This window comes from Kitasatospora sp. NBC_01302 (assembly GCF_035976515.1).
GTDB lineage: Bacteria > Actinomycetota > Actinomycetes > Streptomycetales > Streptomycetaceae > Kitasatospora.
The window spans coordinates 3,556,362-3,574,549 of the sequence record NZ_CP108404.1; the positions used below are offsets into that span (position 1 = coordinate 3,556,362).

The 18,188-nt window shown below is 72.6% G+C and carries 10 protein-coding genes; 1 reads left to right on the plus strand and 9 read right to left on the minus strand.

The features are described from left to right. Positions 1 to 129 precede the first annotated feature (129 nt). Positions 130 to 4,836, plus strand: coding sequence for an ATP-dependent helicase (locus OG294_RS15085; protein ID WP_327067025.1), 4,707 nt, complete (start codon positions 130 to 132; stop codon positions 4,834 to 4,836). Here the strand turns inward: OG294_RS15085 and OG294_RS15090 are convergent. From OG294_RS15090 to OG294_RS15130, 9 genes are all read right to left on the minus strand, one after another. Then, the gene (locus OG294_RS15090) at positions 4,765 to 5,034 is read right to left on the minus strand and encodes a hypothetical protein (RefSeq protein WP_327067026.1); all 270 of its coding nucleotides are present in this window, start codon (positions 5,032 to 5,034) and stop codon (positions 4,765 to 4,767) included. The genes OG294_RS15085 and OG294_RS15090 overlap by 72 nt on opposite strands. A 107-nt stretch (positions 5,035 to 5,141) precedes the next feature. After that, on the minus strand, positions 5,142 to 5,510 hold the full coding sequence (locus OG294_RS15095) for a helix-turn-helix domain-containing protein (protein WP_184937956.1): 369 nt from the start codon (positions 5,508 to 5,510) through the stop codon (positions 5,142 to 5,144). A gap of 195 nt (positions 5,511 to 5,705) precedes the next feature. Next, a complete protein-coding gene (locus OG294_RS15100) occupies positions 5,706 to 6,218 on the minus strand; it encodes a CinA family protein (protein ID WP_327067027.1) in 513 nt (170 codons plus the stop codon). After that, the gene (gene pgsA, locus OG294_RS15105; RefSeq protein WP_327067028.1) at positions 6,215 to 6,853 is read right to left on the minus strand and encodes a CDP-diacylglycerol--glycerol-3-phosphate 3-phosphatidyltransferase; all 639 of its coding nucleotides are present in this window, start codon (positions 6,851 to 6,853) and stop codon (positions 6,215 to 6,217) included. Before pgsA ends, OG294_RS15100 begins: the two co-directional genes overlap by 4 nt. Further along, positions 6,850 to 8,328: a 30S ribosomal protein S12 methylthiotransferase RimO gene (rimO, locus tag OG294_RS15110; protein WP_327067029.1), complete on the minus strand. Its 1,479-nt coding sequence runs from the start codon at positions 8,326 to 8,328 to the stop codon at positions 6,850 to 6,852. The genes pgsA and rimO overlap by 4 nt, the downstream gene beginning before the upstream one ends. Before the next feature lie 86 nt (positions 8,329 to 8,414). Further along, positions 8,415 to 9,299, minus strand: a complete 885-nt coding sequence (locus tag OG294_RS15115; protein WP_327067030.1) for a helix-turn-helix domain-containing protein — start codon at positions 9,297 to 9,299, stop codon at positions 8,415 to 8,417. A 148-nt stretch (positions 9,300 to 9,447) separates the two neighbouring features. Then, positions 9,448 to 12,240 (minus strand): DNA translocase FtsK, encoded by a 2,793-nt coding sequence (locus tag OG294_RS15120; protein ID WP_327067031.1) that lies wholly within the window; start codon positions 12,238 to 12,240, stop codon positions 9,448 to 9,450. A 140-nt stretch (positions 12,241 to 12,380) separates the two neighbouring features. Beyond that, positions 12,381 to 13,025: a response regulator gene (locus OG294_RS15125; RefSeq protein WP_327067032.1), complete on the minus strand. Its 645-nt coding sequence runs from the start codon at positions 13,023 to 13,025 to the stop codon at positions 12,381 to 12,383. Between the two features lie 259 nt (positions 13,026 to 13,284). After that, a complete protein-coding gene (locus tag OG294_RS15130) occupies positions 13,285 to 17,811 on the minus strand; it encodes a HAMP domain-containing protein (protein WP_327071553.1) in 4,527 nt (1,508 codons plus the stop codon). Positions 17,812 to 18,188 lie beyond the last annotated feature (377 nt).

Below are 18,188 nucleotides of genomic sequence, written 5' to 3' on the forward strand. Positions count from 1 at the left end.
TATGACCATTTTTCAGAACGGCTGCCGCCGCCATCCGGCCGCACCGGCCCCACCGCCCGCTGTTCCGCCGCGCTCCCCCTCGGCGCCGTCCGCTCCTGCTTGTCAGTGGCACGCGGCACCATGGGGAGCATGGCGGAACAGCACCCCCACCCCGACCCGCTGGCCGGCTTCGCCCCGGCCACCCGGGCCTGGTTCGAGGCCGCGTTCGACGGCCCGACCAGCGCCCAGGCCGGCGCGTGGGCGGCCATCCGCGAGCAGAACGACGTCCTGGTGGTCGCCCCCACCGGCTCCGGCAAGACCCTCGCAGCCTTCCTCTCCGCCCTGGACCACCTCAGCAGCACCCCGCCGCCCGCCGACCCCCGCCGGCGGCTGCGCGTCCTCTACATCTCACCGCTGAAGGCGCTCGCCGTCGACGTCGAACGCAATCTGCGCGCGCCGCTGACCGGTCTGCGGCAGGCCGCCGTCCGGCTCGGGCTGCCCGAACCGGAGGTGCAGGTCGGCATCCGCTCGGGAGACACCCCCGCCCCCGAGCGGCGCAAGTTCCAGAGCCACCCGCCCGACATCCTGATCACCACCCCCGAGTCGCTCTTCCTGCTCCTGACCTCCGCCTCCCGGGAGGCGCTGCGCGGCATCGACACGGTGATCCTCGACGAGGTGCACGCGGTGGCCGGCACCAAGCGCGGCGCCCACCTCGCGCTGAGCCTGGAGCGGCTGGACCAGTTGCTGGAGCGCCCGGCCCGCCGGATCGGCCTGTCCGCCACCGTCCGCCCGGTGGCGGAGGTGGCCCGCTTCCTGAGTCCGCAGCGCGAGGCGGCCATCGTCCAGCCGCCGTCCGCCAAGCGCTTCGACCTCTCCGTGGTGGTCCCGGTCGCCGACCTGGGCGAGCTCTCCCCCGGCCCGGCGCAAGGGCCGCCCGGCGGCCCGCGCGGCGCCGCCCCCTCCGACGGCGAGCCGGATCCGGCCAGGGCCGCCTCGATCTGGCCGCACGTCGAGGAGCGGATCGTCGATCTGGTGCAGGCGCACCGCTCGACCATCGTCTTCGCCAACTCGCGCCGCCTGGCCGAGCGCCTGTGCAACCGGCTCAACGAGATCGCCCACGAGCGGGCCACCGGCGGGCCGCTGCCCGAGTCGCACGCCCCCGCCCAGCTGATGGCCGAGTCCGGCGTCGCCAAGGGCGCGCCCCCGGTGCTGGCCCGGGCCCACCACGGCTCGGTCTCCAAGGAGCAGCGCGCCCAGGTGGAGGAGGATCTGAAGGCCGGCCGGCTGCCCGCCGTGGTCGCCACCTCCAGCCTGGAGCTGGGCATCGACATGGGCGCCGTCGACCTGGTGGTCCAGGTCGAGTCGCCGCCCTCGGTGGCCTCGGGGCTGCAGCGGGTCGGCCGGGCCGGCCACCAGGTGGGCGCCGTCTCCACCGGCGTGGTCTTCCCCAAGTACCGGGGCGACCTGGTGCAGTCCGCCGTGGTCACCGAGCGGATGCGGGCCGGGCAGATCGAGGCGCTGCGGGTGCCGCGCAACCCGCTGGACGTGCTCGCCCAGCAGCTGGTGGCGATCACCGCGCTCGACACCTGGGACGTGACCGAGCTGCTCGCCCTGGTCCGCCGCGCCGCGCCGTTCAGCTCCCTGCCGCAGTCCGCCTTCGACTCGGTGCTCGACATGCTGGCCGGGCGCTACCCCTCGGACGCCTTCGCCGAGCTGCGCCCCCGGCTGGTCTGGGACCGCGTCGCCGGCACCGTCAGCGGGCGCCCCGGCGCCCAGCGCCTGGCCGTCACCTCCGGCGGCACCATCCCCGACCGCGGGCTCTTCGGCGTCTTCATCGCCGGCGCCGACCCGAAGAAGGGCGGCGGCCGGGTCGGGGAGCTCGACGAGGAGATGGTCTACGAGTCCCGGGTCGGCGACGTCTTCACCCTGGGCACCAGCTCCTGGCGGATCCAGGAGATCACCCACGACAAGGTGCTGGTCACCCCGGCCCCCGGGGTGCCCGGACGGCTCCCGTTCTGGAAGGGCGACTCGCTGGGCCGCCCGCTGGAACTGGGCCGGGCGCTGGGCGCCTTCGTCCGCGAGCTGGGCGCGCTGCCCGAGCCGCAGGCGAAGGAGCGCCTGCTCGGTGCCGGCCTGGACGACTGGGCGGCGGGCAACCTGCTCAGTTACCTCGCCGAGCAGCGCGAGGCGGCCGGCCACCTGCCCGACGACCGCACCATCGTGGTCGAGCGCTTCCGCGACGAGCTGGGCGACTGGCGGATCGTCATCCACTCCCCGTTCGGCGCCCAGGTGCACGCCCCCTGGGCGCTGGCGCTCGGCGCCCGGCTGCGCGAGCGGCACGGCCTGGACCCCCAGGTGATGCACGGCGACGACGGCATCGTGCTCCGGCTGCCCGACGCCGACCTGCTCGACTTCCCGTCACCCGACGCGCCCCCGGCCGACGAGGCGCCGGTGGGCGCCGATGCCGCGCTGTTCGACCCCGCCGAGATCGAGCAGCTGGTCACCGACCAGGTCGGCGGCTCGGCACTGTTCGCCTCCCGGTTCCGCGAGTGCGCCGGGCGGGCCCTGCTGCTGCCCCGGCGCAGCCCCGGCAAGCGCACCCCGCTCTGGCAGCAGCGCCAGCGGGCCGCCCAGCTGCTGGAGGTGGCCAGCGAGTTCGGCTCCTTCCCGATCGTGCTGGAGGCGGTCCGCGAGTGCCTCCAGGACGTCTTCGACCTCCCCGGGCTGGTCGAGTTGATGCGCGACCTGGAGTCGCGCGCCGTCCGGCTGGTCGAGGTCACCACACCCGAGCCCTCCCCGTTCGCCCGCTCCCTGCTCTTCGGCTACGTCGCCCAGTACCTCTACGAGGGCGACTCGCCCCTCGCCGAGCGCCGGGCCGCCGCGCTCGCCCTGGACTCCCGGCTGCTCGCCGAGCTGCTCGGGCAGGCCGAGCTGCGCGAGCTGATCGATCCGGTGGTGCTGGCCGAGCTGGAGGCCGAGCTGCAGCGGCTCACCCCCGAGCGCCGGATCAAGGACGTCGAGGGCGTCGCCGACGCCCTGCGCCTGCTCGGCCCGCTCAGCACCGCCGAGCTGGCCGTGCGCGGCGCCGAGCCGGGCTGGGCCACCGAACTCCAGGCCACCCGCCGGGCCATCCAGGTCAGGATCGCGGGCGAGCAGCGCTGGGCCGCCATCGAGGACGCCGGCCGGCTCAGCGACGCGCTCGGCACCCCGCTGCCGGTGGGCATCCCGGAGGCGTTCACCGAGCCGGTCAAGGACCCGCTCGGCGACCTGCTGGCCCGCCACGCACGCACCAACGGACCGTTCACCGCCCAGCAGGCCGCCACCCGGTTCGGCCTCGGCACCGCCGTGGTCACCGGCGCGCTGCAGCGCCTGACCGCCGCCGGACGCCTGGTGGCGGGCGAGTTCCGCCCGGTGGAGGCCGGCGGCACCGGCGAGGCCGAGTGGTGCGACGCCGAGGCGCTGCGCCGGCTGCGGCGCCGCTCGCTGGCCGCGCTGCGCCAGGAGGTGGAGGCGGTACCGGCGCGGGCGCTGGCCGCCTTCCTGCCCCAGTGGCAGCACCTGAGTGGCCATCAGCTGCGGGGCGAGGACGGCCTGTTCCGGGTGGTCGAGCAGCTCCAGGGCGCCGCCGTGCCGGCCTCGGCGCTGGAGCGCCTGGTGCTCCCGGGCCGGCTCGACGACTACCGGCCCGGCCTGCTCGACAAGCTGATGACCGACGGCGAGATCGGCTGGACCGGTGCCGGTGCACTGCCCGGCAAGGACGGCTGGATCAGCCTGCACCTGGGCGAGAGCGCCGATCTGGTGCGCCCCGAGCCGCTCCCGCTCACCCGCACGCCCCTGCACGAGGCGCTGCTGGCCGCGCTGGCCAGCGGCTACGGGCTGAACTTCCGCCAGCTGCGCGAGCAGGTGCCGGACGCCGCGGATCCGGAGCTGACCGCCGCCCTGTGGGACCTGGTCTGGGCCGGCCGGGTCACCAACGACACCCTCGGCCCGGTGCGGGCCCTGCTGGGCTCGGCCCGCACGGCGGGCGCCACAGCGCACCGGGCGCCGCGCAGCGTCCCGCGCGGCCGCTACGGCGCGCTGGGCCGCACACCGGCCCGGCTCGCCGACCCCACGGTGGGCGGTCGCTGGTCGCTGCTGCCCGAGCCCGCCGAGCCGACCGCCCGGGCCGCCGCCCAGGCACAGGTGCTGCTGGACCGGTACGGCGTGCTCACCCGGGGCGCCGTGCAGGCCGAGCGGATCCAGGGCGGCTTCGCCGCGGTCTACCGGGTGCTGGCCGCCTTCGAGGAGCGCGGCCGGGCCCGCCGCGGCTACCTGGTCGAGGGGCTGGGCGGTGCGCAGTTCGCGCTGGACGGCGCGGTCGACCGGCTCCGCTCGGTCAACGGCCGGCTGGAGCGCCTCGACGCCACGGGCTGGCCCGCGGCCACCGGCGCGACGCCGATCGGTGCGCCCCGCCAGTCGCCCCAGGCCCATTCCCAGGCCCGGCCTCAGGCGCAGGTGCTGGCCGCGGCCGACCCGGCCAACGCGTACGGGGCGGCGCTGCCCTGGCCCGAGCCACCGGGTGCGCAGTCCGGCGCCCACCGCCCCGGCCGCAAGGCGGGTGCGCTGGTGGTCCTGGTCGACGGCGAACTCGCGCTCTACCTGGAACGCGGCGGCAAGTCGCTGCTCTGCTGGGCCGAGCGCGAAGCGGTGCTGACGGCGGCGGTGCAGGCGCTGGCCGACGCGGCGCGGCGCGGCCTGCTGAGCGGTCTGACCGTGGAGCGGACGAACGGCGAGAGCGCGCTGGGCTCAGTGCTCGGCGCCGCGCTGGAGGCCGGCGGGTTCCACGCCACCCCGCGCGGGCTGCGGCTGCGCGGCTAGCCGGCGGGCCGGTCCCTGGTTGCGCCGGTCGCTGTGCACCGGGAGCAGCCCGAGTCCCCAGCCGCCCAGGGTGAGCAGCGCGAGGAGTGCACCCGGCCCGCCCGGTCGAGCGGTCTGCGGCAGCAGGAACCAGCAGAGGGTGCCGAGTACGACGGTGCCGAACAGCACGGCCGGCGCCCAGCGGCGCAGACCGTGCACAGCCGAGGGCTTACGTCGACCGGTCTGGCCTATTCGAGCTGGGGAACGGTCCTCGGTCGACCGGTGCACGTGCGGCTCCTTCACTCAGCCCCTCTTGCAGGGTGAGGTCAGGCAGCGACGACGTCCACCGCAGCGGCCTTAGGAGTGATCGAGCTCATCCGCTCACCCGGGGCCGGCAGCTGCACGGGCTCCAGCACCGGACGCAGCAGGCCGTCTTCGGAGAGCGCGGTCATCGCGGCGAGCTCGGCCAGCGACAGCTCGTCGCTCACCTCGCGCATGACCTCGGACATCCGGACGTCAAGCGCGTCGCAGATCGCGGAGAGCAGCTCCGAGGAGGCCTCCTTCTGCCCGCGCTCGACCTCGGAGAGGTATCCGAGCGACACTCGTGCGGCGGCCGACACCTCGCGAAGTGTGCGGCCCTGGCGCTGGCGCTGCCGACGCAGCACGTCACCCAAGAGGCGACGGAGCAGGATCATCGGTGGCTCCCTCCTCGGACTGCGGATCGAGATGTCACGTCCCCACCGTACCGCCTTGCCCGCTTCGTGTGCGGGGACCGTGGTCGTGTTCACTCTGGGCTGCAAGCCTCTGCCCTCCCCTGTTGTTCCCGCCCCGGGCGCCAGCACGCCCCTTGTATGAAAAGGCTTCCCGGATTCTGCCTGTTCAGCCGTTGTTCAGTTGACGCGTGTGGTGCCGGTTGCGCCCGCCCCGACGGCGATCCGCTCGAGCAGCAGCTCCAGCGCGCCCGCCACCGCCTTGCGTCGGATTGTGGCACGGTCCCCCGACAGCCGGGGCGATCTCACCGCAGTTCCCCCCGGACCGGCGAATCCCAGATGTACTGTGCCGACTGCGTGACCGTCCTGTTCGGTCGGCCCGGCCACGCCGGTGGTGCCCAGCCCGTAGGTGGCGCCCAGCAGTCGGCGCACCCCCTCGGCCATCTGGCGCGCCACCACCGGGTGGACCGGCCCGTACACCGCCAGCAGCCCTTCGTCCACGCCCAGCACCGCGGCCTTGAGCTCGGTGGCGTAGGCGGTGACCGAGCCGCGGAAGGTCTCCGAGGCCCCGGCGACCTCGACCAGCTGCGCGGAGAGCAGACCACCGGTCAGCGACTCGGCGACCGCCACCGTGGCGCCCAGCGTCCGCAACTCGGCGTGCACCCGCTCGGCGAGCGGAACGTACTCGGTCATCGAGCCTGCCTCTCCCGGGCCATGCCCTCGCGCCGCAGCCGGACGGCCTGGCGCACGTAGTCAGCCCCGGTGGCCACCGTCAGCACCACCGCGAGCCCCATCAGCACCGCACGCCCGGTGGCCAGCCAGCCGGTCAGCGGCAGCACGTACATCCCCACCGCGATGCCCTGGGTGAGGGTCTTGAGCTTGCCGCCCCGGCTGGCCGGGATCACGCTGTAGCGGATCACCCAGAACCGCAGCAGCGTGATGCCCAGCTCACGGGCCAGGATCACCGCGGTGATCCACCACGGCAGATCGCCCAGCACCGAGAGGCCGATCAGCGCGGCGCCCATGATCGCCTTGTCGGCGATCGGGTCGGCGATCTTGCCGAAGTCGGTGACCAGTCCCTTGCGCCGGGCGATCTCCCCGTCGAACAGGTCCGTGATCATGGCGATCGCGAACGAGGCCCAGGCCACCGCGCGCCACTTCGGGTCGTGCCCGCCGTCCGCGAACAGCAGGAACGCGAAGACCGGCACCAGGGCGAGCCGGAGCATGGTCAGCAGGTTCGCGAGGTTCCACAGCGGGGGCACCGCAACTTGCGCCGTCCCCTGCTGGGCCGGGCGGGCCGCTGCCGGGCTGCCCGGCCCGCCGGTCATGCCGCGGCCGCCTTGCGGACGAGCTCGATCGCCTCGGCGACCAGGTCGACGCCTTCGCTGGCGACCACGCGGGCCCGGTAGTACTGGCCGACCTCGGCCTCGGGCGCGCCGATCAACGTGGTCAGGCCGTCGGTCTCCGGCGCCTGGTGCGCCGAGCGGCCCTCGATCAGCTGCTCGCCGTCGTCCTCCGCCACCAGGACGGCCTCCACCAGCACCTCCACCTCGGTGCCGATCCGCTGCTCGGCACGCTGCGCGGTCAGCTCCTCGGCGAGCCGGGACAGCTTGGCCAGCCGCTCGGCCACCACGTCCTCGGGGAGCTTGCCCTCGAAGGTGGCCGCCTCGGTGCCGTCCTCGTCCGAGTAGCCGAAGACGCCGATCGCGTCCAGCCCGGCCTCGGTGACGAACCGTTCCAGCTCGGCGAAGTCCTGCTCGCTCTCGCCCGGGAACCCGACGATGAAGTTGGACCGGGCACCGGCCTGCGGGGCCGTGTCCCGGATGGTCTTCAGCAGGTCGAGGAACTGGTCGGTGTTGCCGAACCGGCGCATCCGGCGCAGCACGGCGGGAGCCGAGTGCTGGAAGGACAGGTCGAAGTAGGGCACCACGCCGGCCGTCGAGGTCATCGCCTCGATCAGGCCCGGGCGCATCTCGGCGGGCTGCAGGTAGCTGACCCGGACCCGCTCGATGCCGGGGACGGCCGCGATCTCGCTCAACAGCGTCTCCAGCAGGCGGATGTCGCCCAGGTCCTTGCCGTACGAGGTGTTGTTCTCGCTGACCAGGACCACCTCGCTGACGCCCTGCTCGGCCAGCCAGACGGCCTCGTTCAGCACGTCCGAGGGGCGGCGGGAGATGAACGAGCCGCGGAAGGCCGGGATGGCGCAGAACGAGCAGCGCCGGTCGCAGCCGGAGGCCAGCTTGATCGAGGCCACCGGGTTGTCGTCCAGCCGCTTGCGCAGGGTGCGCGGCCCGGAGGCCGGGGCCACGCCCTCGGGCAGGTCCTCCGGTGCACCGTGGCCCGGCAGCGCGACCTCGGCCGCGGCGGCCTGCCGCTCGACGGGGGTCAGCGGGAGCAGCTTGCGGCGGTCGCGCGGCAGGTGCGGGGCGTGGTGGCCGCCGGACAGGATGGTCTGCAGGCGGTCGCTGATGTCGGTGTAGTCGTCGAAGCCGAGCACGCCGTCGGCCTCCGGCAGGGCGTCGGCCAGCTCCTTGCCGTAGCGCTCGGCCATGCAGCCGACCGCCACCACGGCCTGGGTGCGGCCGTGGCCCTTGAGGTCGTTGGCCTCCAGCAGGGCGTCGACGGAGTCCTTCTTGGCGGCTTCGACGAAGCCGCAGGTGTTGACGACGGCGACGTCCGCCTCGCTCGCGTCGTCGACCAGTTGCCAGCCATCGGCTTCCAGTCGCCCGGCGAGTTCCTCGGAGTCGACCTCGTTGCGGGCGCATCCGAGCGTGACCAGTGCGACAGTACGGCGTTCAGGCATAGGGCCAAGATTAACGCGCGGCCCCCGGTGTCGTTTCCCCCGGAGGCCGCGCGGCGATGATCGGATGGCTCGGGGCGCCGCGCCGGCTAGCCGGCCTGCGGGTCGCCGGGGGTGTAGGTGAGGTGCACCACCTGCCCGTCCTTGCCCGCAGGACCCAGATCCTTGCCGTTGACGTACAGGTGCACGGCCGCCGCGTTGCCGATCACCAGCTTGATCTGCTTGGGATCGGTGAAGGTCTGGTTCGAGCCGTCGTCCATGTCGTTCTGGAAGAGCGAGTTGCCGTCGCCGTCCAGCGCCGAGACCCAGCTGGTGCCGCCCTCGGCGACCAGCTTCACGGTCACCTTGTCGGCCGGCGCGGCGGCGATCGGGGCCACGCTCGGCGCGGGCGCCGGCGGCTGGGCGGGCGAGGCGCTGGACGAGGGCGGAGCGGAGGCCGCGACGCTGGGCAACGGCGAGGAGGCGGCACCGGCCGCGACCTTGGCGGGCCTGCTGCTGAACAGGTTGAAAACGATCAGCAGTACCACCGCGGCGATCGCCACCAGCATCGCGCCGGTCCAGGTCGCTCGGCCGCGGTCGGGCCGGATCCGCTTGGCGTCCAGCCTGGCCACCGGGGCCAGCACCACCGGAGCGGTGCCGTGGAGCTCGTCGTAACGGGCCACCAGGGCGTCGCCGTCGGCGCCAACGGCGCGGGCCAGCGAGCGCAGGTGCCCGCGAGCGTAGAAGTCGCCGCCGCAGCGGCTGAAGTCGTCCTCCTCGATCGCGTGCACGATCGGCACCCTGACCCGGGTACTGGCGCTCACCTCGTCCACCGTCAGCCCGGCGGCGAGGCGGGCATCGGCCAGCACCCGGCCGATGGTCGGTGCAGCATCCGAGACGGCGCCGGGCTGCGGGCCGGCCGCGCTGTCGGTCTCGGCCGAGCGGGCGTCGGAGGATCGGCCGTGGTCGCGGTGGGAAGACTTGCCGATGGTCACTGGGCGCGCCTTTCGAGCGGAGCCACCTGCTGAGGACACAGTCTAGGGGCGGGGGCGAATCGTTTCTCAACCGGAGTTCGACCGAACGCGCGCCCTCTGCCCAGGCGCACCAACGGCCCCACAGGACCGCTGACGCCCCTTCAGAGCACTACCCGCGGATGATGGCCAGCACCCCGTCCAGTTCGTCCGGTTTGACCAGCACGTCGCGGGCCTTGGACCCCTCGCTCGGCCCCACGATGCCGCGCGACTCCATCAGGTCCATCAGCCGGCCGGCCTTGGCGAAGCCGACCCGCAGCTTGCGCTGCAGCATCGAGGTCGAACCGAACTGGGTGGAGACGACCAGCTCGGCGGCCTGGATGAGCAGGTCCAGGTCGTCGCCGATCTCCTCGTCGATCTCCTTCTTGGGGCCGCCGCCGACCGTGACGTCGTCGCGGTAGACCGCGGTCAGCTGGTCCTTGCAGTGCTGCACGATCGCCGCGATCTCGGCCTCGGTGACGAACGCGCCCTGCATCCGGACCGGCTTGCTCGCACCCATCGGCAGGAAGAGCGCGTCACCCTTGCCGATCAGCTTCTCCGCGCCCGGCTGATCGAGGATCACCCGGGAGTCGGCCATCGCCGAGGTGGCGAAGGCCAGCCGGGAGGGCACGTTGGCCTTGATCAGGCCGGTCACCACGTCCACCGAGGGCCGCTGGGTGGCGAGCACCAGGTGGATGCCGGCGGCCCGGGCCAGCTGGGTGATCCGGACCACCGAGTCCTCGACGTCGCGCGGGGCGACCATCATCAGGTCGGCCAGCTCGTCGACGATCACCAGCAGGTACGGGTACGGCGTCAGCTCCCGCTCGCTGCCCAGCGGCGGGGTCACCTTGCCGGCCTTGACCGCGGCGTTGAAGTCGTCCACGTGGCGGAAGCCGTAGGCCGCGAGGTCGTCGTAGCGCAGGTCCATCTCGCGGACCACCCACTGCAGCGCCTCGGCGGCCTTCTTGGGGTTGGTGATGATCGGGGTGATCAGGTGCGGGATGCCCTCGTAGGCGGTCAGCTCGACCCGCTTGGGGTCGACCAGCACCATCCGCACCTCGTCCGGGGTGGCCCGGGCCAGCACCGAGGTGATCAGGCAGTTGATGCACGAGGACTTGCCCGCGCCGGTGGCGCCGGCGACCAGGATGTGCGGCATCTTGGCCAGGTTGGCGAGCACCGTGTGGCCCTCGACGTCCTTGCCCATGCCGACCACCATCGGGTGGCTGTCCTCGGCGGCGCTGCGCGAGCGCAGCAGGTCGCCGAGGTTGACCATCTCGCGGTCCCCGTTGGGGATCTCGATGCCCACCGCGGACTTGCCCGGGATCGGGCTGATGATCCGCACGTCCGGGCTGGCCACCGCGTAGGCGATGTTCTTGCCCAGCGCGGTGATCCGCTCGACCTTGACGGCCGGGCCCAGCTCCACCTCGTAGCGGGTGACCGTCGGCCCCCGGGTGAAGCCGGTGACCTTCGCGTCGACCTTGAACTCGGCGAAGGTCGAGGTGAGCTGGGCGACCACCTGGTCGTTCAGCGCGCTGCGGGTCTTGCCCGGGCCGCCGCGCTCCAGCAGGTCCAGCGAGGGCAGCACGTAGCCGCCCCCGCTGTGCAGCTGGAGCTGCTCCATCCGGCTCGGCGCCTCGCCGTGCTCGGGGGCCGCCGGATCGCCGGGCGAGCCGGGCGCCGGCGTGCGCGCCGGCGGAACGGCCGGCTCCTCCGGCACGGCGGTGCGGTCCTGGACCTGGTGCATGATGCTGGCCACCGCGGGCGAGGCCGGCACGCCGTGCAGCAGTGCGCCGTCCAGGTCGGCGGCCACTCCGGCGGCCAGGTCGCGGGTCTGGAACGGGTCCTTGAGGAACATGTCCGGCACGGCGGGTGCGAGCTCCGGCTCGTCCACCTGCTTGCGGCGCCCGCGCCGGCGGCGCCGGGCGCCCACCTCGTCGTCCGGGTCCTCCTCCACCGTGTAGGGCAGCGCGTCGGGGTCGGCGTCCTCCGGCGGTTCGGTGGACAGCTCGCGGTCGCCGGTGGCGTACTCGCCGAACTCGTCGTACTCGCCGTAGCCGTCCAGCTCGTCCACCGACGCGGGCTCCACCACGCCGAGGCGCTCGCCGAGCAGCCGAAGCCGCTCGGGGATCTTGTTGACCGGGGTGGCGGTGACCACCAGCAGGCCGAAGAAGGTCAGCAGCAGCAGCAACGGCACCGCCAGCGGCGGGCCGGCGGCGGCCATCATCGGTGTCGAGGCGGCCCAGCCGAGGATGCCGCCAGCCTGCCGGATCCGGGTCGCACCGCTCTGCATCCCCGGGGCACCGCAGCCGATGTGGATCAGGCCGAGCACGCCGATCACCAGGGTGCTCAGGCCGATGGCGACCCGTCCGTTGGCCTCCGGCAGCTCCGGGTGGCGCATCAGCCGGATCGCGATCGCCGCGAGCAGCAGCGGGATCAGCACGTCCATGCGCCCGAACAGGCCGCTGACCACGCTGGTGGCCACGCCGCCCAGCCAGCCCTGCGGGCTGAACCAGGTGCCGGCCGCGGTGACCAGGGCCAGCGCCAGCAGCAGCAGCGCCTGGCCGTCCTTGCGGTGCACCGGGTGCAACCCCTTGGCGCCGTCGCCGACGCCGCGGAACACCGCGCCGATGCTGTGGGCCAGGCCCAACCAGCAGGCCCGGACGGCGCGGAAGAGTATGGGCTGCTTCGACCTGGCGGGGGCCGGGGTGGGGGCGGCCGGCTTCGCGGCCGCCTTGCGCGCGGCGGGCCTGCCGGCGGGTTTCCCGGCCGGCTTGGCCGGGCCTGCCTTGGCGGACGCCTTCCCGGCCGGCTTCGCAGCGGGTTTCGCGGCCGGCTTGCGGGTCGCGGACTTCTTCGCCGGGGCGGCCTTCTTCGCCGGTCCCGGACTCGTGGTGCGTGCGGTGCTGCCGGGCGTCCGTGGGGCCATGGCACCAGAGCCTACCGGCGGCCCTGAGCCGTGGACACATGACCGACCGTCATGACCCTGGCGTGTCGCGGACGCACTGCGACACACCGTCGGCGCGATCCGAAGTCACCCGGCCGGCGCAGCCGCGGGCTGAAATCCCCTCAGGCCTGATCCGCGCCGGGGCGCAGCGCCTCCAGCGCCGCCCGCAGGCCGGCCAGCTTGCGCTCCAGGTGGGCCGCGGTGGCCGCCGCCCCGGCGTCGGGCGAGTCGCCCAGCTGCTTGGTCAGCGCCTCGGCCTGCTCCTCGACCGAGGCCAGCCGCGCGGAGAGCTCGGTCAGCAGCGGCTCCGAGCGGTCGCGGCCCTGCCGGTCGTCCTCCAACTGCAGCCGCAGCAGCGCTGCCTGCTCCTTGAGCTGGCAGTTCTTCACGTAGAGATCGACGAAGACGGAGACCTTGGCGCGCAGCACCCAGGGGTCGAACGGCTTGGAGATGTAGTCCACCGCGCCGGCCGCGTAGCCCCGGAAGGTGTGGTGCGGGCCGTGGTTGATCGCCGTCAGGAAGATGATCGGGATGTCTCTGGTGCGCTCGCGGCGCTTGATGTGCGCGGCGGTCTCGAAGCCGTCCATGCCCGGCATCTGGACGTCCAGCAGGATCACCGCGAAGTCGTCGGTGAGCAGCGCCTTGAGCGCCTCCTCACCGGAGACCGCGCGCACCAGCGTCTGGTCCAGCGCTGAGAGGATCGCCTCCAGCGCGAGGAGGTTCTCCGGTCGGTCGTCGACCAGGAGGATCTTCGCTTTCTGCACCACGACCCGCCCTCCTGCCGGATAGCCCACCTGTTTTGCGCGCGACGGCACCCGTGTACCGCCTGCTACCGACCCGGTCATGCTAGCCGCACCCCCAAGCCCTGCCCTATCGGATAGTCCCAACAGGCCGTCGAAGCGCCTGCCGCCCCGAAGGACCCGGGTGCTTTCCTGCACACCGTCGCCATTCGGTTACTGTTCGCAACGATGAGTGACCCTAGCGGGTTCCCGGTCCGGCCCGCCAGTAAACGCCGATGCCCGCGAGCTAACCACGCGCCCCCAGCCACTGGCGCATCACGTTCAACAGGTGGTCGGTGTCCACCGGCTTGGTCACGTGGTCGGAGGCGCCCGCCTCGATGCTCTTCTCCCGGTCGCCCTTCATCGCCTTGGCGGTCAGCGCGATGATCGGCAGGCCGGCGAACTGGGGCATCCGGCGGATCGCCTCGGTGGTCGCGTAGCCGTCCATCTCCGGCATCATGATGTCCATCAGGACCAGCGCCACGTTCTCGTGCTGCTCCAGGACCTCGATCCCCTCGCGGCCGTTCTCCGCGTACAGCACCGTCAGCCCGTACTGCTCGAGCACGCTGGTGAGGGCGAAGACGTTGCGCACGTCGTCGTCGACGATCAGCACCTCCTCGCCGCCGAACCGGCCCTCGAACTGCGGTCCGGCCCCGGCCCGCGGCGCGGGCACCTCCTCCTCCGCGTGCCGGGCGGCCACCGGTGCGCTCTCGGCCGTGCGGCGGCGCTCGGCCGCGTCCCGGCGGCGCTCCAGCGCCAGCTCCCGCACCTCCTGCGCCCAGTGGTCGGCCGGGCTCTCACCGACCGGCACCGGCAGGCCGGTGGGGGTCACGCCGACCGCGGCCCGCAGCGCACTGCCGGACGCGGGCGCGGCACCGGGCCGCTCACGGTCCGCCGAGCCCTGCGGCGCGTCACTGCGCAGCGGCAGGTAGAGGGTGAAGGTGCTGCCCTCGCCGAGCTCGCTCTCGGCGTGGATCTCGCCGCCGAGCAGCCGGGCGATCTCCCGGCTGATCGACAGGCCCAGGCCGGTGCCGCCGTACTTGCGGCTGGTGCCGCCGTCGGCCTGCTTGAACGCCTCGAAGATCTCGCGCAGCTTGTTCCCGGGGATGCCGATGCCGGTGTCGGTCACCGCGAAGGCCACCAGCGTGGCGTCGGGGTCGTCGATCTGCCCCGACTCCAGCAGCTGCTCGCGCACGTGCTGCGGCACCACCGACCCGGCCGGTTCGATGTCCAGGTGCACCGCGCCGCTGTCGGTGAACTTCACGGCGTTGGAGAGCAGGTTGCGCAGCACCTGCTGGAGCCGCTGCTCGTCGGTGTGCAGGGTGGGCGGCAGCTCGGGCGAGACGGTGACCGTGAAGTCCAGGCCCTTGTCCGCGGTCAGCGGCCGGAACGCCGCCTCCACGTAGTCGGTGAGCTGGACCAGGGCGATCTTCGCCGGGCGGACGTCCATCTTGCCGGCCTCGACCTTGGACAGGTCCAGAATGTCGTTGATCAGCTGCAGCAGGTCGGAGCCGGCGCCGTGGATGGTGTCGGCGAACTCGACCTGCTTGGAGGAGAGGTTGCCCTCGTTGTTGTCGGAGAGCAGCTTGGCCAGGATCAGCAGCGAGTTGAGCGGGGTGCGCAGCTCGTGCGACATGTTGGCCAGGAACTCGCTCTTGTAGCGCGAGGCGAGGGCCAGCTGCTCGGCGCGCTCCTCCAGGACCTTGCGGGCCTCCTCGATCTCGCTGTTCTTGATCTCGATGTCGCGGTTCTGCTGGGCCAGTTGCTCGGCCTTCTCCTGGAGCTCCTCGTTGGTGCGCTCCAGCTCCTCCTGACGCGCCTCCAACTCGGCCGACCGCATGGAGAGTTCGGCGGTCAGTCGCTGGGACTCCAGGAGCAGTCCCTCGGTCTTGGTGTTGACGCTGATGGTGTTGACGGTGACCCCGATCAGATCGGCGATCTGGTTCAGGAAGTCCATCACCACCGTGGTGAAGGAGGCGAAGGTCGCCAGCTCGATCACCCCGAGCAGCCGGCCCTCGAAGAGCACCGGCAGCACCACCACGTGCGCGGGCGAGGCCTCGCCGAGGCCGGAGGAGATCCGCAGGTAGCCGGGAGGCGCCTCGGTGAGGCTGATCGGGCGCTTCTCCACCGCCGCCTGGCCGACCAGCGACTCGCCGGGGCGGAAGGTGGTCGGCATCGAGCGGCGCTGGTAGCCGTAGGAGCCGATCAGGCGCAGCACGGTGTCGGACTCGTCGTCGTCCTCGGTGATCATCTCGGCGGTGCGCCCGGCCGGCTGGGCCAGGAAGAAGGCACCGTGCTGGGCGGAGACCACCGGGGTCAGCTCGGACATGATCAGTGAGGCGACCGCCTCCAGGTCGCGCCGGCCCTGCAGCAGGCCGGAGAACCGGGCCATGTTGGTCTTCAGCCAGTCCTGCTCCTGGTTGGTGCGCGTGGTCTCGCGCAGGTTGGCGATCATCTGGTTGATGTTGTCCTTGAGCTCGTCGATCTCGCCCGAGGCGTCGACGTCGATCCGCAAGGACAGGTCGCCGCGGGTCACCGCGGTGGCCACCTGGGCGATGGCCCGCACCTGCCTGGTCAGGTTGTTGGCCAGCTCGTTCACCGACTCGGTGAGGTCCTGCCAGGTGCCGTCCGCGCCGGGTACCCGGGCCTGGCCGCCGAGCCGCCCGTCGGTGCCCACCTCGCGGGCCACCCGGGTCACCTCGTCGGCGAAGGCGCTCAGCTGGTCGACCATCGTGTTGATGCTGGTCTTCAGCTCCAGGATCTCGCCGGCCGCGTCGACGTCGATCTTCTGCGACAGGTCGCCGCGGGCCACCGCCGTGATCACCAGGGCGATGTTGCGCACCTGGCTGGTCAGGTTGGACGCCATGAAGTTGACGTTGTCGGTCAGGTCCTTCCAGATGCCGGCGACGCCCGGGACGTCCGCCTGGCCGCCCAGGATGCCGTCGGTGCCCACCTCGCGGGCCACCCGGGTCACCTGGACGGCGAAGGCGCTCAGCTGGTCGACCATCGTGTTCAGGGTGCCGGCCAGCGCCGCGACCTCGCCCTGCGCCTCGATGGTGATCTTCTTGGACAGGTCGCCGCGGGCCACCGCGGTGGCCACCTCGGCGATGTTGCGCACCTGGCTGGTCAGGTTGGACGCCATGAAGTTGACGTTGTCGGTCAGGTCCTTCCAGATGCCCGAGACGCCGCGCACCCGGGCCTGGCCGCCCAGGATCCCGTCGGTGCCCACCTCGCGGGCCACCCGGGTCACCTCGTCGGCGAAGGCGCTCAGCTGGTCGACCATCGTGTTGACGGTGGTGACCAGTTCGAGGATCTCGCCGCGGGCGTCCACGGTGATCTTCTTGGAGACGTCGCCGCGGGCCACCGCCGTGGTCACTTCGGCGATGTTGCGCACCTGACTGGTCAGGTTGTTGGCCATCAGGTTGACGCTGTTGGTCAGGTCCTTCCAGGTCCCGGAGACGCCGGGCACGCTGGCCTGACCGCCCAGGATGCCCTCGGTGCCGACGTCCCTGGCCACCCTGGTGACCTCGTCCGCGAAGGCGGAGAGCTGGTCGACCATGGTGTTGATGGTGTTCTTGAGCTCCAGGATCTCGCCCCGGGCATCGACCTGGATCTTCTGCGACAGATCACCACGCGCCACCGCCGTGGTCACCTGCGCAATATTTCGCACCTGATCCGTGAGGTTGTTGGCCATGAAGTTGACCGAATCGGTCAGATCACGCCACACCCCGGCCACCCCGGGCACCTGCGCCTGACCACCCAGACGCCCCTCGGTCCCCACGTCCCGCGCCACCCGGGTCACCTGCGCGGCGAAGGCGGAAAGCTGATCCACCATGGTGTTGATGGTGTTCTTGAGCTCCAGGATCTCGCCCCGGGCATCGACCTCGATCTTCTGCGACAGATCACCACGCGCCACCGCCGTGGTCACCTGCGCAATATTTCGCACCTGATCCGTGAGGTTGTTGGCCATGAAGTTGACCGAATCGGTCAGATCACGCCACACCCCGGCCACCCCGGGCACCTGCGCCTGACCACCCAGACGCCCCTCGGTCCCCACGTCCCGCGCCACCCGGGTCACCTGCGCGGCGAACGAGTTCAGCTGGTCGACCATCGTGTTGACGGTGTTCTTCAGCTCCAGCATCTCGCCGGCCACGTCCACGGTGACCTTGTGCGAGAGGTCGCCCTTGGCCACCGCGGTGGTGACCTCGGCGATGTTGCGCACCTGCGCGGTGAGCCGGCCCGCCATGGTGTTGACGGAGTCGGCCAGGTCCTTCCAGCTGCCGGACATCGAGCGCACCCGGGCCTGGCCGCCGAGCTTGCCCTCGGTGCCGACCTCGATGGCCACCCGGGTCACCTCGTCGGTGAACTCCGAGAGCTGGTCCACCAGGCCGTTCACGGTCCGGCCGACCTTGAGGAACTCGCCGCGCAACGGGTGGCTGCCGCCGTCCGGCTGGTTGGAGCGCAGCTCCATCCGCTGGTCCAGGTCACCCTCGGCGATCGAGGCGAGCACCCGCCCGACCTCGGCCATCGGACGGGCCAGGTCGTCGATCAGCGCGTTGCAGTTGTCCACCGCCGAGGCCCAGGCGCCCTCCCCCGCGCCGTTCTCCAGCCGCGCCGTCAGCCGCCCCTCACGGCCCACCGCGCGGCGCACCCGGGCCAGCTCGCCGGTCAGGTGCTGGTTGCGCTCGGCGACCTCGTTGAACATCGCCGCGATCTCGGCCATCGGGCCGTCGCCCGGCACCGTCAGTCGGCGCCGGAAGTTGCCGTCGCGCATCGCCGTCAGCGCACCGAGCAGCTTGCGCAGCTCGGCCGGCTCGGCCCCGCGATTGTGCCCAGGACGGCGCCCGGCCCCGCCGCGGGGCGCGGTCACCGAACGCGCGCCGCGCGCCGCGCCGGGAGCGCTCTTCTGCCCTGCGGTGCCTGCTCCGGCAGCGTTCTGTCCGGACGTGCTCTGACCGGTAGCGTCCTTGGTGGCCGAACTCAACGGGACCCTCCCATGTCGCGACTGGCTGGTGTCCGCCGGGTCGGACCGAGGCCGTTCCCGCGGATCCCCCAGTCTGACAGCACCCACCGACCGAATTGGCCCCCTTGGCCAGGCTCATCCGCCGTCCAGGAGTACATGCCAGGCAGGTTCTGTGTGGGCGGCGTGGG

Excerpts from the sequence above, each read along its gene's own strand:
- OG294_RS15085 (WP_327067025.1), top strand. The coding sequence starts at position 130 with ATGGCGGAACAGCACCCCCACCCCGACCCGCTGGCCGGCTTCGCCCCG.
- OG294_RS15095 (WP_184937956.1), bottom strand. The coding sequence starts at position 5,510 with ATGATCCTGCTCCGTCGCCTCTTGGGTGACGTGCTGCGTCGGCAGCGC.
- OG294_RS15100 (WP_327067027.1), bottom strand. The coding sequence starts at position 6,218 with ATGACCGAGTACGTTCCGCTCGCCGAGCGGGTGCACGCCGAGTTGCGG.
- pgsA (WP_327067028.1), bottom strand. The coding sequence starts at position 6,853 with ATGACCGGCGGGCCGGGCAGCCCGGCAGCGGCCCGCCCGGCCCAGCAG.
- rimO (WP_327067029.1), bottom strand. The coding sequence starts at position 8,328 with ATGCCTGAACGCCGTACTGTCGCACTGGTCACGCTCGGATGCGCCCGC.
- OG294_RS15120 (WP_327067031.1), bottom strand. The coding sequence starts at position 12,240 with ATGGCCCCACGGACGCCCGGCAGCACCGCACGCACCACGAGTCCGGGA.
- OG294_RS15130 (WP_327071553.1), bottom strand. The coding sequence starts at position 17,811 with ATGCGCGACGGCAACTTCCGGCGCCGACTGACGGTGCCGGGCGACGGC.